The organism is Novosphingobium aquimarinum, from assembly GCF_009746585.1.
GTDB lineage: Bacteria > Pseudomonadota > Alphaproteobacteria > Sphingomonadales > Sphingomonadaceae > Novosphingobium > Novosphingobium aquimarinum.
On sequence record NZ_WRPO01000018.1, the window covers coordinates 44,663 to 57,231 of the forward strand.

Sequence of the window (12,569 nt, forward strand, 5' to 3'; positions counted from 1 at the left end):
GCGATGAGGGGAGGGAGTACTCGATGCAGTCCTTGCTGATCGATCTGGCACACGCCACTCGGGCCGGGTTCGAGGCGGTGGGGATCCTCGCGATCATTATCGGCGCGGTCTGGTCCGCGCTTCAGGCGCTGATCGACCGGGTTCGCGCGGGTCGTTGGGACGTGCGCTGTTTCCGCTCACGCCTGGGCCGCTCGATCCTGCTCGGGCTGGAATTCCTGGTCGCCGGGGACATCATCAACACCGTGGCGCTCGAACCGAGCCTCGAGAGCGTGGGCATTCTCGGCGCGGTCGTGGTGATCCGGACGTTCCTGAGCTGGTCGCTCGAAGTCGAGATCGAGGGCAGATGGCCGTGGCAAAGCAAGCGGTCACCGAACGAAAACGGCGCTTCCGGCTGAGCCGTCGCCTGGTTTTCGCGGCATAGATCCCCCATTTTTGCATCGCCAGGCGCTGCGGATTCCTTTAGGGCCGGCCCCCGCACCCGTGGTTTTCCACCGCGTTCCACCGGAGTTTGACTGACATGCCCGCCTATCGTTCCCGCACCACCACTCACGGCCGCAACATGGCAGGCGCGCGCGGGCTGTGGCGCGCGACCGGCATGAAGGACAGCGATTTCGGCAAGCCGATCATCGCGGTGGTGAACTCGTTCACCCAGTTTGTGCCGGGCCACGTCCACCTCAAGGATCTTGGCCAGCTGGTCGCGCGCGAGATTGAGGCGTCGGGCGGCGTCGCCAAGGAGTTCAACACCATCGCGGTCGATGACGGCATCGCCATGGGCCACGACGGCATGCTCTATTCCTTGCCGAGCCGTGATCTTATCGCCGACAGCGTGGAGTACATGGTCAATGCGCATTGCGCCGATGCGATGGTGTGCATCTCGAACTGCGACAAGATTACGCCGGGCATGCTGATGGCGGCGATGCGGATCAACATTCCTTGCGTGTTCGTCTCGGGCGGGCCGATGGAGGCGGGCAAGGTCGTGCTCAAGGGCAAGGAGCGCGCGCTGGACCTGGTCGATGCGATGGTTGCGGCCGCCGACGAAAGCTATTCGGACGAGGACGTGACGGCCATCGAACGTTCGGCCTGCCCGACCTGCGGTTCGTGCTCCGGCATGTTCACGGCCAATTCGATGAATTGCCTGACCGAGGCGCTGGGCCTCTCGCTGCCCGGCAACGGCTCGACCCTCGCCACCCACGGCGATCGCGAACGGCTGTTCCGTGAAGCGGGGCGGCTCGTGGTCGATCTTTGTCATCGCTATTACGAGAACGACGACGAAGCCGCGCTGCCGCGCAATATCGCCACGTTCGAAGCGTTCGAGAACGCGATGAGCCTCGATATCGCGATGGGCGGATCGACCAACACCGTGCTCCACTTGCTGGCCGCCGCGCACGAGGCCGGGGTCGACTTCACGATGAACGACATCGACCGGCTTTCGCGCCAGGTTCCGTGCCTTTCGAAAGTCGCGCCGGCCAAGGCGGATGTGCACATGGAAGACGTGCACCGGGCCGGCGGGATCATGGCGATCCTGGGCGAGCTGGACCGTGCCGGGCTGCTTCATGCCGAGTGCCCGACGGTCCATGCGCGCACGTTGGGCGACGCGCTCAAGCGCTGGGACATCGCGCAGACCAACGAACCGAGCGTGCAGGAATTCTACCGCGCCGCGCCTGGCGGGGTGCCGACGCAAGTCGCCTTCAGCCAGTCGCGCCGCTGGAGCGAACTCGATCTCGACCGCGAGGGGGGCGTGATCCGGTCCAAGGAGCACGCCTTCTCGCAGGACGGCGGACTTGCGGTGCTTTACGGCAATATCGCGCGCGATGGCTGCATCGTGAAGACGGCCGGCGTCGACGAATCGATCCTAAAATTCACCGGGAAGGCAAGGGTCTACGAAAGTCAGGACGCGGCAGTCGCCGGCATCCTGGGCGGGCAGGTCGAAGCAGGCGATGTGGTGGTGATCCGTTATGAAGGCCCGCGTGGCGGTCCCGGCATGCAGGAAATGCTGTACCCCACCAGTTATTTGAAATCGAAGGGCCTTGGCGCCGAATGCGCGCTGCTGACGGACGGGCGCTTCTCGGGCGGCACCTCCGGCCTTTCCATCGGCCACGTCTCGCCGGAAGCGGCCGAAGGCGGCGCGATCGGACTGGTCGAGAACGGCGACATCATCGAGATCGACATTCCGGGGCGCACGATCAATCTCGACGTCACCGACGCTGAACTGGCGCAGCGCCGCGCGAACCACGAAACGAAGGGTGACGACGCTTGGCAGCCGGTCCATCCGCGCCAGCGCAAGGTCTCGCCCGCGTTGCAGGCCTACGCGGCCATGACCACGAGCGCGGCGCGCGGCGCGGTGCGTGACGTCACGCAGCTGAAGCGGGGCTGAGGCGATGCGGGTTCTGCTGGCCGGATTGCCGTTGTCGCTGCTTGCCGCCTGCTCTTCGGGCGATACGCCGCCGCCCGTCGCGGAAGGCGAGGAGCATGTTGCCTGCGCCGTCGGCGGCGAGACGGAGATGAAGGAAGTCTGTGCGGTCGAACGGTCCGAAGCCGACGGGAAGCTTACGCTGGTGGTGCGCCATCCGGACGGCGCGTTCCGGCGCTTCGACGTGTTGACCGACGGCCGCGGCCTGGCGGTCAGCGACGGTGCCGAGGAGGCGGTTACGCGCCTCGAGGATGGCAAGTTCGCAGTCACGGTGGGCGAGGACCGCTATCTCTTTCCGATGACGGCGAAGCATGCAGGGCAGTGAGCAAGTCCTGACAGTCGCGCAGATGCGCGCGGCCGAGCAAGCCCTGATCGAGGCTGGGTCGAGCGTCGAGGCGCTGATGGACACCGCCGGTCGCGGGGCCGCCGAATGGATCTGGCGGATCGCCGGTCGTGGCCGGGTGACGGTGTTGTGCGGGCCCGGCAACAATGGCGGCGACGGCTATGTGATCGCGGAAAGCCTGCGCACGCGCGGCGCCGATGTCGCGGTGATTGCGGCGATGCCGCCGACGTCCCAAGCCGCCGAGAAGGCGCGCAGCGCCTATCGGGGCGACGTGCTGGGCCCGGACGCCGCCCGCTCGGGCGAAGTCTTCGTCGATTGCCTGTTCGGAAGCGGGCTGACCCGCGCGCTGAGCGCCGAACATGTCCAGCTGCTGACGAGTCTCGTGGCCGGACATGGCCAGTCGATCGCGATCGACGTGCCGAGCGGGATCGACAGCGATCGCGGCCTCGCGCTCAACGAGGACTTGCCGACTTACGATCTCACGCTGGCTCTGGGCGCCTGGAAGTTCGCGCATATGCTGATGCCGGCGGCTTCGATGATGGGCACGCTGCGCTTCGTGCCGATCGGCGTGGAGCCGGTCGCGGGTGCGGCCAGCATGATCTCGCAGCCCCGGATCGCTGCGCCCGATGCGCAGGCGCACAAGTACAAGCGCGGCCTGCTCGCAGTCGTCGGGGGCGAGATGCAGGGCGCCGCGATGCTGGCGGCGCACGCCGCTCAAGGTGCCGGGGCCGGCTATATCAAGGTGTTCGCCGATAGCGCGGCGCGCGCGCCGCACGACATCGTGGTCGATACCGGGCGCTTGTCCGATGTTCTGGTCGACGATCGCAACACGGCGGTGCTGGTCGGGCCGGGTCTGGGGCGGCGCGGCGAAGCGCGCGAGCGGCTGGCGATCGCGTTGGGCGATCCGGTGCCGGTGGTGGCCGATGCCGATGCGCTCGTGCTGCTTGGCCCGCGCAGCCTTGCCGGACGTGAAGCGCCGACCATCGCGACGCCGCACGAGGGCGAACTGGTCGCGCTCGAACGCGCTTTCGATCTCGACGGCACCGGCTCGAAGCCGGACCGCGCCGTAGCCCTGGCAGCGGCCTCGGGCATGATCGTGGTCGCCAAGGGGCCGGATACGCTGGTCGCCGCGCCCGATGGCCGCCTCGCCTGCGCCCCGCGCGCGACGAGCTGGCTGTCGACGGCAGGGACCGGCGATGTGCTGGCAGGCGTGATCGCCAGTCGCGCCGCGACCGGGGTGGACGCGTTCACCGCGGCTTGCGAGGGCGTGTGGCTGCATGGCGCGGCTGCGCGGCTGTGTCCGCCGGCATTTTCCGCGAACCAGCTTGCCGCTGCGGTTCCCAAGGCGCTTGCCGCCTGCCTGTGAGCGAGATGCCTGTAAACGAACCGGGCACGATCCTGCGCGTCGCCGCCAAGGGCGATGGCGTCACGGCGGATGGACGCCACGTCCCGCTCTCGGCACCGGGCGACGTCTTGCTCGCCGACGGCACGCTGCAACCCGGTCCGCACCACGCCGCGCCGCCGTGCCGCCACTTCGGCACGTGTGGCGGCTGCCAGCTTCAGCATCTCGACGAGGAGGCGCTGGCGGCCTTCGTTGGTGAGCGTGTCGCCAATGCGGCCGAGGGGCAGGGGCTCGAACCGGCGATGGTGGCGCCGCCGCATCTCTCGCCGCCGAGGAGCCGCCGCCGCGCCACGCTTCATGCCCAGCGCAGCGCGGGGCGGATCGTCATCGGGTTTCGCGAGGCGGGCTCGCACAAGATCGTCGACATGGCCGAATGCCATGTGCTCGACCCCGCGTTGTTCGCGCTGGTCGCACCGCTGCGCAAGCTGCTCGCGCGCCAGCAAGGCAAGCGCCTTGCCGCCGACATCGAACTGGCGCTTTGCGATCAGGGCGTCGACATCGCCATCAAGGGCCTCGCGGTCGAAGGGCTCGCCGCCACCGAAGCCATGCTGGATTTCGCTCGCGATCAGAGCCTTGCGCGGCTGACACTCGATCAGGGCTATGGCCCCGAAGCGCTGTGGGAGCCTGAACCCGCGACCGTGACTTTGGCCGGCGCGCCGGTGTCGCTGCCGCCCGGCGCCTTTCTCCAGGCCACCGCGGACGGCGAAGCGGCGCTCTTGGCGGCCGCGCGCGAATGGCTGGACGGAACCGCGACGGTCGCGGACTTGTTTTCGGGCCTCGGTACTTTCGCGTTTGGTCTGGCCGGGCCGGGCCGCAAGGTGCTCGCCGCCGAAGCCGCGCGCGAGCCGCATCTGGCGTGCAAGGCGGCCGCGGGCCGGGCACAGCGTCCGGTTCATGCGCTGCACCGCGACTTGTTCCGCAATCCCTTGCAGGTCGAAGAGCTCGATCGCTTCGAGGCGGTGCTGCTCGATCCGCCACGCGCCGGCGCACGCGATCAGGTCGATCGGATTGCGGCCAGTCAGGTGGCCCGCGTCGTCTATATCAGTTGCAACCCGGCGAGCTGGGCACGCGACGGAGCGCGGCTGCGCGAAGGCGGCTACCGGCTGGAGGCGCTGCGCCCGGTCGGCCAGTTCCGCTGGTCCACCCATGTCGAACTCGCAAGTTACTGGACCCGTTAGGCGCACCGTCGACACCGACCAGTGCGAGCCGATCGGCAGCACTTGTCCTTGCCGCCTCTCCGTCGCGCCGGATGGCGACACCGCACCTCTTGCGCAGACCTTCACGTTCGTCGCCCGGCCGCGACGGACAGGGGTGGCGCGCAACAATGTTTCCGGTCTAGGACAGATGAAACGAGCACGGCGCAACAGGCCTTGTTCGAAACGACAACGCTAGCGGAGAGAATACCCATGCGCGCCACCCCCGATTTCGACTTCGCGCTCGGCGAAAGTGCGGAGATGATTCGCGAAACCACCGCGCGTTTCGCCGATGAGCAAATCGCGCCGCTGGCCGCAAAGATCGATGCGGAAGACTGGTTCCCGCGCGAGGAACTGTGGCCCGCTATGGGTGAATTGGGGCTCCACGGCATCACGGTCGAAGAGGACTGGGGCGGCGTCGGCCTCGGCTATCTCGAGCATGTGATCGCGGTCGAGGAAGTGAGCCGCGCCTCAGCCTCGATCGGGCTGTCCTATGGCGCGCATTCCAACTTGTGCGTCAATCAGATCCGCCGCTGGGGCTCGGAAGAGCAGAAGGCCAAGTACCTTCCCAAGCTGATCTCGGGCGAGCACGTCGGCAGCCTCGCCATGTCCGAGGCCGGGGCAGGGTCCGACGTGGTTTCGATGAAGCTGCGCGCGGCGGCGGTTTCGGGCGGCTTCCGGCTGAACGGAACCAAGTTCTGGATCACCAACGGGACTTATGCCGATACTCTGGTGGTCTATGCCAAGACCGGCGAGGGCTCAAAGGGCATCACCGCGTTCCTGATCGAAAAGGGTATGGAAGGCTTCTCGATCGGTCAGAAGATAGACAAGCTGGGCATGCGCGGCTCGCCCACGTGCGAGCTGGTGTTCGACGACTGCTTCGTGCCCGAAGAGAACGTGATGGGTCCGCTCAATGGCGGGGTCGGCGTGCTGATGAGCGGACTGGATTACGAGCGGGTCGTGCTTGCGGGGCTCCAGCTCGGGATCATGCAGGCTTGCCTCGATACCGTCATTCCGTTCGTTCGTGAAAGGAAGCAGTTCGGCAAGCCGATCGGCACGTTCCAGCTGATGCAGGCCAAAGTCGCGGACATGTACGTCGCGCTGCAGTCGGCGCGGGCATACGTCTACGCCGTCGCAAAGGCTTGCGATGCGGGCCGTACGACGCGTTTCGATGCGGCGGGAGCGATCCTGCTTGCCAGCGAAAGCGCGTTTCGCGTGTCGGGAGAGGCCGTGCAGGCGCTGGGCGGAGCGGGCTACACGAAGGATTGGCCGGTCGAGCGCTATCTGCGCGACGCCAAGCTGCTCGATATCGGCGCGGGCACCAACGAAGTGCGGCGCATGCTCATCGGTCGCGAACTGATCGGCTCGGGAGCCTAGACGCCCGAGCTACGCCGCCATCAGGCTGCGGACCTCGCGGGTCGGCAGCGTTTCGAATGGGGGTTGGAAGCCGAGCAGCTCGTACATCGATTTCTCGAGGTATGGCGCTGCATCGCCGGCGCGCATATCCACTCTGGCGCATTGGCCGATGCCGGGCAGTTCGGTGCGAAAGATACCCTTGCGAACCATGTGTTCCATGCTCCTGAGCTCTGCGCGCTCGATACGCTGTCTCGATGCCGCGAGTCAAACGTATGCGGCACACCGGGCCACCCGACTTTTCCACCTGGTTCTCCACAGGATGACCGGGAATAATTGCAAAAACCGGCGCTTGGGACCTGCAAATTTCATCGAGTGGGCCGCTGCAACAGGGGTCCGCAGTTGCGAAGAGATGATCCTGCCGCAAAGTCAGCAAATCGGGTGAAGTCGCGGCAACTGGCTGAAAGCGCCGCAAGTTTCGTTCGTAGCGCGAAACGGCCCGTCATTGTGCGCTGCAACACGGGAAGCTCCTATGCCCGCGCGTTGCTTCCTGGTGCCCGGTTTCATTGTGTTTTAAGACTTTTTCCTTTAAAATGAACAGGTCGAAAAAGGGAACGAATGCGGGAATTATTCGTTTTCTAATCGCGTTCGAGGCCTGTCGCGAGATGTTCTCAGTGGCTCGCCTGGAGGGTGAGGATAAGAAACACATGGAAGCCACGAACAACTTCGCCGTGTTCGAGAGGGGGGCAAGTCCTTCTCGGGTCATCCCGATCAATGGTCGCTCGGGTGTGTGGCGAACCCAATCAGAAGAGAAGCGCGAACCCAGATCTGTCGCAGGACTGGTCGTCGCAGTGGGACTGAGCTTGTCCGTCTGGGTTGGCGTGGGGTTAGCCGTCCTGAGCTGAACCGGTAGGCGCGACTTGCGCCAACCCGTGTCTGGCTCGCGATGAGAGAGCGAACCGTGATACATTATCGCGCGTTTGCAACACCATGGCGAACCCTGAGGATAATCCAGATGAATGCTGCCGCAATTGCGCGACGCATTTCGTCATGCCGGGTGTTCTCGCAATTCTCCTGGCGTTCTTCGCCCTGTTCATCGCGCCGTTCGCAGCCGATGATCCGGTGATCTCGAAAGAAGCCAATGCCGCCTCGGTCATTGAGCGCGACTGATCGGTTTCAGCCGGGTCCGGTGCTCGGTTCTTCCACCGCCTGATCTTCCAGCAGCCAGCCACCGGCCGTGGCGACACAGAGGCGTGCGATATTCTGCGCCTGGCGCGGGCGCGCTTCGATCAAGGACAGCTGCGCGCGCTGCGACGTCCGCCTGACGTCGAGCACTTGCGGAACCCCGAAGCTGCGCCGCGATAGATGCAGCGATCGCGCCGCGACATCCTCCGCAATCGGGCTGCGAGTTCGCGATCATCGAATTCGGCTTTCCTCTTGCGCTTCGATCGAGATCGGACTTTCGGCGTTCATCATTATTTTTGATAACGGACAGGAAATCGGAGATACTAAGCACGGCTAGTATCGGCAAAAGGGAAGCCATAGATGCCCACGAAGGCGCAGAATGATCGTGTCCTCATGCTGGAGGGCGTGCACAACTTCAGAGACTACGGCGGCTATCGAATTGCGGGTGGCGGCCGCCTCCGGCGTGGCTGGTTATGGCGTTCGGGCCAGCATTACGGCGCGACCGATGCCGATCTGGTGGCGATCGACGCCCTCGGCATCACCGCCGTGTTCGACTTGCGCACCGATGACGAGCGTGCGCACCACCCTTGCCGCCGCCCCGCGGAGTTCTCGGCCACGATCAACTATGCGGATTCGCCCGACCGGGGAAATGCGCCGCATCTGGTCGCCGCGCGCTCCGTGCCGAAGCGCACTCCCGAAGCGACACGAGCCATGCTTCGCAAGACCTACGAAACGATTGCTTTTCGCCCCGAGCTGCAGGCTGCGATCAAGGGTTATCTGGCCGAATTGACTGAAGGTCGCGGGCCGAGCCTGATCAATTGCATGGCCGGAAAGGATCGCACGGGTATCGCGGTGGCGATGCTCCACCTTGCCACCGGCGTCCATCGCGACGACATCATGGCGGACTACCTGCTGACCAAGACGGCAGGCGATCCGGAAGCCCGGATCCTGTCGGGGCTCGAGATCATCCGGCAGAAGGCCTGCGAGATCGACGAGGCTTCCGCGCGCACCCTGATGGACGTCGACGCGGACTATCTGGAAACCGCGCTGGCAGCGATCGAGGATCGCTACGGCACGACCGACGCATTCCTCGAAGAAGCGTTCGGTCTCGACGATCCGAAGCGCGAACGGCTGAGGGATGCACTGGTCGAAAGCTGACGCCAGACTTAGGCTCAGCCGAGAAAGGCCCTGACGTCCTGCATGAAGCGATCGAACTGGTCGTGGTGCAGCCAGTGCCCGGCATCCTCGTACTCGACAAGCTCCGCATTGCGGAAATGGTCGAGTCGCCCATCCGAGGCCGGGCTCGCGGCGAAGCTGTCGGTGCCCCACAGCATCAGCACCGGGCAGGTGATCTCCTGCCACAAGGCCGCCTTGTCTTCATAAGGGATGTCGGTCGCGTTCCAGACGTTGAGGTAGTTGTCGAACTTCCACGACCAGGTGCCGTCCTCGTTGCGGCTGGCACCATGGATCGTGAGATGCCGCGCCTGCTCTTCGCTGAGGAAAGGATTTTCGCTGGTCATGCGCTGATAGGCCGTGCGCAGCGATTCGTAGCGGCGCGGGACGCGGGCGGAGGCGGCGCGCTTAGCCTCGATCCACTCGCGCAAGCGCTTTGCCGCCCCGATCGTTTCGCTTGCGTGATCGGGGGCGGGGCCGAGACCTTCGATGTTGACTAGCTTCGCCACCTTTTCGGGATAGAGCCCGGCAAACCGCGTCGCGATATTGCCGCCCAGCGAATGCGCGATGATCGTGACCGTTTCGTAGCTTAACGTCTGCACCAGTTGCGCGAAATCGTAGACGAAAGCGTCCATGGCGTAGTTGCCCTCGGGCGACCACTGGCTGTCGCCGTGGCCGCGCAGATCGGGCGCGATGACGTGCCAGTCCTTCCGCAATTCCTCGGCCACCCAATCCCAACTGCGGCAATGGTCGCGCCCGCCGTGCTGGAGGATGAGCGGTGGAGCATCGCGATTGCCCCAGTCGACATAATGCAGATTGAGTCTCTGCGAGACGAAGCGGTTGGATGTGGGGCCGGCGAGGTTCTTCATGCCGAAAGCAGTGAACCCGTGCAGCGTGAATTTCAATCGGGCTTGGCTTCAGAGCGCTCGCTTCCGCCCAAGCCGCCGATCGTCATTGCAATCGCAATATTCTTCCTCGAAAGCGCTGATTTGCGGGGACGAAAAAATTCCACGCTGGTCTGTTCCTTGGCAAACGGCCCCCTCCGTCGCTATCTCGCCTATCGGAAGGAACGCGAACCATGGCCACACATACCACCCGCATGCTCATCATCGGTTCGGGCCCAGCCGGGCTCACCGCGGCGATCTACGGAGCGCGCGCCGGGATGGAACCCATCGTGGTGCAAGGGCTGCAACCCGGCGGACAGCTCACCATCACCACCGATGTCGAAAACTATCCGGGCTTCCGGGACGTCATCCAGGGCCCCTGGCTGATGGAGGAAATGCAGGCCCAGGCCGAGCATGTCGGCACCCGGATGTTGTGGGACACGATCGTCGAAGTCGACCTCAGCGGACCGATGTTCCGCGCCATCGGCGACGGCGGCGACGTCTACGAAGGCGAAACGCTGGTGATCGCGACTGGCGCGCAAGCCAAATGGCTGCATGTGCCGGGCGAACAGGAATTGTCGGGCAAAGGCGTTTCGGCCTGCGCGACTTGCGACGGCTTCTTCTATCGCGGCAAGAAAGTGGTGGTGATCGGCGGCGGCAACACCGCGGTCGAGGAAGCGCTGTACCTCACCAACCATTCTGAAGACGTGACCCTGATCCATCGCCGCGATTCGCTGCGGTCGGAAAAGATCCTGCAGGATCGGCTGATGGCCAACCCGCGCATCTCGGTGTTGTGGAACAAGCGCGTCGAGCGCTTCGTCGCGCATCCCGAGGCCGGCGACTTGCGGGCGCTGGAGTTGATCGACACCGAAACGGGCGAAAAGAGCGAATTCGAAACCGAGGGCGCCTTCGTTGCCATCGGCCACGCGCCCTCGACCGAACTGTTCAAGGGCAAGCTGGAGATGGATTCGTCCGGCTACCTGATCGTCGAGCCGGGCACCCCGCGCACTGCGATCCCCGGCGTGTTCGCTTGCGGCGACGTCATGGATCACACGTATCGGCAGGCGGTCACCGCGGCGGGCGTGGGCTGCATGGCCGCGCTCGATGCCGAGCGCTATCTTGCCGAAAAGGCGTTCGCCGAAAAAGTGACCGAAGCGGCCGAGTGAGTCAGTCGCGCAGCGCCGCAAGCGCGCGTTCGACCAGCCAGTCCTGCGCGTGCGGCTCGACATAGCTGTGCGTCGCGCCGGGGCAGCGGTGGACTTCGGCTCCGCTCAAGTCCCAGGCCGAGAGGAAGGCCTGTCCGGTCCGGTCGCGTTCGGCGACCAGCCAGGTGACGGGGCCGCCAAAGCGGGACAGCCCCGCCTTCATCTCCTCGACCAGCGTGCTCGGCGGCGGCGCCGGTCGCAGCGCGCTGATAAGGCTGCCGACGAGGCCGGAGATCGATACCTTGCCGGTCAGGAGCCGGCGGATCGCGGCGGGATCGGCGAGGCGCTGCCGGTAATGACGGCGCACTTCATCCGAGGCCGGCGGGGCATCGTCCTCGACGGCGTCGTACGTCCAGGTGTTGGATAGGATCAGCGCATCGCAGCCGGCGCCGCTCGCGAGAAGCAGCGCGCTCGCCGCATCGCAATTGCCCATGCCGACCACGCGCGAGACTTGCGGACATTGTTCGCGCAATGTCTGTAAGGCGGCTTCTATGTCCTTGTCACTGTTCCGAAATTCTAGGTTCTCGCCTTCGCTGTCACCGGTGCCGCGCCGATCGAAGCGCAGGACCGAGTATCCGGCCGCCGCAATCCGCGCGGCGAAGCGCGCTTGGCCGCCCCAGGCGCCCGAGCGCAGTTCGTTGCCGCCGGTGACCAACAGCAGCGCCGTCTTCCCCGCGGCCTCGTCGAGGGTGCCGACCAGCATGTCGCCAGCACAGTCGAAGGTCAGGAACCGGCGAGTCATGGTTTCATGGCCTCAGCAATGATCGCGGCCAGAGCATCGGCCTGCGCTGCATTTTCGCCCGGCTCGGCTCGCAGCCACAACCCGCTACCGCCGACGCGATCCTGCGCGATGATCTCGGCGTCGGGTGAGGTCTCAAGTGTGTCGAATGCGCATAGAAACGCGGCGCCGAGACGATGTCCGGCAAGCTCGAGCCCTTCGCGCTGGCCGGCTTCGCGCAGGCTCTCGCTGGTCTCCTCGCGACCGGCCTCGCGCGCGGAGACGACGCGGCTGCGGATCATCTGGCGCAGCAGGTTCGCCGCCTTGACCGGGGCATAGTGCAGGACACGTGGCGCCCTCGGCGCAAACGGACACCCGCCGCGAATGCCAAGAACCGCCGTCGCGCCGAACTGCACTGCTGCCGCGTCCATCGCGCGCTGCCAGCCCGATACGGTCTGGTCTTGCAGGCTCGCCAAGCTTTCGTTGGTGCCGGGAAGATCTGGCAGGATCGTATCGATATCCGCCGCGTCGAGCCGGCGCATCGTCTCTACCGTCAGCCGACGCAGGCGATTGGCCTCGTCGAACAACGCGGGAACGATCAGCAGGCGCGCGGCGCGTCCGGAATCGAAAGTCAGGGCATATTCGAAAGTTTCGCCACCGTCGGCGGCGGGGCATGACCAGTGCCGGGGAGTCACGCGGCGGC

General features: G+C 65.5%; 13 protein-coding genes. 8 read left to right on the forward strand and 5 right to left on the reverse strand.

From position 1 onward, the window contains the following. The first annotated feature begins 23 nt into the window (after positions 1–23). The 6 genes from GQO94_RS15760 to GQO94_RS15785 all read left to right on the forward strand — a co-directional run bounded on the left by GQO94_RS15760 (position 24) and on the right by GQO94_RS15785 (position 6,725). Positions 24–395, forward strand: coding sequence for a DUF1622 domain-containing protein (locus GQO94_RS15760; protein ID WP_156842394.1), 372 nt, complete (start codon positions 24–26; stop codon positions 393–395). 122 nt (positions 396–517) lie between these two features. Next, complete coding sequence (ilvD, locus tag GQO94_RS15765; protein ID WP_156842395.1) at positions 518–2,374, forward strand: dihydroxy-acid dehydratase; 1,857 nt, start codon at positions 518–520, stop codon at positions 2,372–2,374. A gap of 4 nt (positions 2,375–2,378) precedes the next feature. Further along, complete coding sequence (locus GQO94_RS15770; RefSeq protein ID WP_156842396.1) at positions 2,379–2,735, forward strand: hypothetical protein; 357 nt, start codon at positions 2,379–2,381, stop codon at positions 2,733–2,735. Further along, complete coding sequence (locus GQO94_RS15775; RefSeq protein ID WP_156842397.1) at positions 2,722–4,119, forward strand: NAD(P)H-hydrate epimerase; 1,398 nt, start codon at positions 2,722–2,724, stop codon at positions 4,117–4,119. Before GQO94_RS15770 ends, GQO94_RS15775 begins: the two co-directional genes overlap by 14 nt. A 5-nt stretch (positions 4,120–4,124) precedes the next feature. Further along, positions 4,125–5,333 carry a class I SAM-dependent RNA methyltransferase gene (locus GQO94_RS15780; RefSeq protein ID WP_156842398.1) on the forward strand — a complete coding sequence of 403 codons (1,209 nt, stop codon included), beginning with the start codon at positions 4,125–4,127 and terminating at the stop codon, positions 5,331–5,333. A gap of 228 nt (positions 5,334–5,561) precedes the next feature. Then, on the forward strand, positions 5,562–6,725 hold the full coding sequence (locus GQO94_RS15785) for an isovaleryl-CoA dehydrogenase (protein WP_156842399.1): 1,164 nt from the start codon (positions 5,562–5,564) through the stop codon (positions 6,723–6,725). Between the two features lie 9 nt (positions 6,726–6,734). Here GQO94_RS15785 and GQO94_RS15790 read toward each other — a convergent pair whose 3' ends face one another. Together GQO94_RS15790 and GQO94_RS15795 are read right to left on the reverse strand one after the other, a co-directional pair. Next, entirely contained in the window at positions 6,735–6,914 is a 180-nt protein-coding gene (locus tag GQO94_RS15790) for a hypothetical protein (RefSeq protein WP_156842400.1), read from the reverse strand. A gap of 963 nt (positions 6,915–7,877) precedes the next feature. Then, positions 7,878–8,036, reverse strand: coding sequence for a hypothetical protein (locus tag GQO94_RS15795; protein ID WP_198045994.1), 159 nt, complete (start codon positions 8,034–8,036; stop codon positions 7,878–7,880). Positions 8,037–8,246: 210 nt separating this feature from the next. Here GQO94_RS15795 and GQO94_RS15800 point away from each other — a divergent pair, with 210 nt between their 5' ends. Then, complete coding sequence (locus tag GQO94_RS15800; RefSeq protein ID WP_156842401.1) at positions 8,247–9,044, forward strand: tyrosine-protein phosphatase; 798 nt, start codon at positions 8,247–8,249, stop codon at positions 9,042–9,044. Positions 9,045–9,058: 14 nt separating this feature from the next. Here GQO94_RS15800 and GQO94_RS15805 read toward each other — a convergent pair whose 3' ends face one another. Then, entirely contained in the window at positions 9,059–9,928 is an 870-nt protein-coding gene (locus GQO94_RS15805; protein ID WP_156842421.1) for an alpha/beta fold hydrolase, read from the reverse strand. A 209-nt stretch (positions 9,929–10,137) separates the two neighbouring features. On the opposite strand from GQO94_RS15805, the gene trxB reads away from it, so the two are divergent. After that, positions 10,138–11,109 carry a thioredoxin-disulfide reductase gene (gene trxB, locus GQO94_RS15810; protein ID WP_156842402.1) on the forward strand — a complete coding sequence of 324 codons (972 nt, stop codon included), beginning with the start codon at positions 10,138–10,140 and terminating at the stop codon, positions 11,107–11,109. 1 nt (position 11,110) lies between these two features. On the opposite strand, the gene GQO94_RS15815 is transcribed toward trxB, so the two are convergent. Together GQO94_RS15815 and GQO94_RS15820 are read right to left on the reverse strand one after the other, a co-directional pair. Continuing rightward, positions 11,111–11,890: a hydrolase 1, exosortase A system-associated gene (locus GQO94_RS15815; RefSeq protein ID WP_156842403.1), complete on the reverse strand. Its 780-nt coding sequence runs from the start codon at positions 11,888–11,890 to the stop codon at positions 11,111–11,113. Then, the gene (locus GQO94_RS15820) at positions 11,887–12,561 is read right to left on the reverse strand and encodes an alpha/beta hydrolase family protein (RefSeq protein ID WP_156842404.1); all 675 of its coding nucleotides are present in this window, start codon (positions 12,559–12,561) and stop codon (positions 11,887–11,889) included. Before GQO94_RS15820 ends, GQO94_RS15815 begins: the two co-directional genes overlap by 4 nt. Between the last annotated feature and the right edge of the window lie 8 nt (positions 12,562–12,569).